Genomic DNA, 1,739 nt, shown 5'->3' with positions numbered 1-1,739 from the left:
CTGTCGGAGCACGCCGCCGCGAGCGGGATGGCGAGCGCGAGCATCGTTGCGAGGATGGCCCGCCGTCTCGGGGGACGGGTTGCGATCGAGTGCGTGTGGCGACTCTTCATCGGATGGACCTCACGCCTGCTCTCGCGTCAGCAGCGTGGTCAGGTCGTCGGCCATGTCCTGTGGTGATGCGCCGAACTGCCACGTCAACACCAGCTTTCCCTGATCGTCGACCGCGTACAGGAACGGTGAGTGGTCGACCTCGATGGAGCCGTCGTCGATCTCGCGGACCTCCCAGCTCGCACCGAACGGTTCTCCGGCCGCTTCGAGCAGCTCGGTGTCCTCGGTCCCGATCGCGGTGGCGTCCGGGACGAATGACGTGACGTACCCCTCGAGGAGGTCGAGGTCCCGATCGGGATCGACCGTTGCCATCACCACGTCGACATCGTCCGCCAGTTCGTCGTCCATCAGGCGAAGGGCGACGGCGAGGTCGGCCATCGTCGTCGGACAGACGTCGGGACAATTGGTGAAGCCGAAGTACACGACCTGGATCTCGCCCTCGTCGGCGCGGAACTCGACGTCCTCGCCCGGCTCGCTCAGCGAGGGAAGCGACACGAGGTCGACCTGGGGTGCCGGGTCGCGGACGATCCCGGACAACGCAGGGTCGGATGCGGCGGGGTCGGATGCGGCCGGCGCGGAACCGGCGGGTTCAGCTGCATCGTCGCTCCCACCGCAGGCAGTGGCCAACAGCGCCGTCAGCGCGAGCGCGATCCCGGCACCGAATCGACGCGAGCTCCGCGGAGACGATCGGTCGGATCCGGTTGGTTGCGGCAGGGGGTTCATATCGCTCAGGTCGTCGCCGACGTTCAGTTCGTTCCCGTGGCCCGAAGATCATCGCCGTCGTCGACCGACGCGCCGGCCATCGCGGCCAACTCGACGCGGGCCCGCGACACCCGCGAGCGAACCGTGCCGACCGGACAGCCGATCACCTCGGCGGCTTCGTCGTAGTACATCCCGAGCACCTGGGTCAGGACGAACGCCGTGCGTCGGTCGTCGTCGAGGTTGCTCAGGAGTTCGTCGAGATCGACACCGAGCGTGCTGTCGGATGTGAACCCGTTCTGCACGTGGGCATCGTCGATCGCGGCCTGCTCCTTGCGCCGGCGGCGTTGCGCTCGCCGGACGTGGTCGGCGCACACCCGCCGGGCGATCGTCAACAACCAGCCGCGGGCCGCACCTTCGGCGCGGTAGCGCGGGAGTGACTTGATCGCCCGCTCGTAGACCTCCTGGGCCAGGTCATCGGCATCGCGCGCATCGCCGAGGTACCTGCACAGATTCCAGACCTCGGCCTGTGTCTCCGCGACGAACCTGTCCAACGCCGTCACATCGCCGCGCTGCGCGGCGAGGAGCAGTCGGGTCAGATGGTCCACCGCTCCATTCTGGCCAGTCGGGAACCAGATCGGCACGCGGAGCGACCTGCTTCACATGAACGCTGACCCCCTGCCGTGTGCGACCGCACACGAGATCCTCTCGTCCCGCATCGACGGCGAGGCGACCGAACGCGAGAGTGAACGTCTCGACCTGCACCTGACCGGGTGCGACGATTGTCGCGCTCTGGAAGCGCAGTTCATGCAGATCGATCGACGCGTGCGTCTCCGACCGGCGGCGGCGGTTCCCGACCTGCGGCCGGCGATCCTCAGCCGATCACGCCCGGCCGCGCTCGGCCGGAACGGTTGGCGGCGCCCAGCACTGGC

General features: G+C 68.4%; 3 protein-coding genes. 1 reads left to right on the top strand and 2 read right to left on the bottom strand.

What is annotated here, in order from left to right:
• Positions 1-120: 120 nt before the first annotated feature.
• Together WBV89_RS01050 and WBV89_RS01045 are read right to left on the bottom strand one after the other, a co-directional pair.
• On the bottom strand, positions 121-831 hold the full coding sequence (locus tag WBV89_RS01050; protein WP_423979484.1) for an SCO family protein: 711 nt from the start codon (positions 829-831) through the stop codon (positions 121-123).
• A gap of 23 nt (positions 832-854) precedes the next feature.
• The gene (locus WBV89_RS01045) at positions 855-1,415 is read right to left on the bottom strand and encodes a sigma-70 family RNA polymerase sigma factor (protein ID WP_423979483.1); all 561 of its coding nucleotides are present in this window, start codon (positions 1,413-1,415) and stop codon (positions 855-857) included.
• Positions 1,416-1,470: 55 nt separating this feature from the next.
• Here WBV89_RS01045 and WBV89_RS01040 point away from each other — a divergent pair.
• On the top strand, positions 1,471-1,739 hold a 269-nt coding region (locus tag WBV89_RS01040), incomplete at its 3' end, for a zf-HC2 domain-containing protein (RefSeq protein ID WP_423979482.1).

Origin of the sequence: Ilumatobacter sp. (genome assembly GCF_049588435.1) — a bacterium.
GTDB lineage: Bacteria > Actinomycetota > Acidimicrobiia > Acidimicrobiales > Ilumatobacteraceae > Ilumatobacter_A.
The sequence above is the reverse complement of the archived record's forward strand: the minus strand, read 5'-3'. Positions and strand labels throughout refer to the sequence as shown.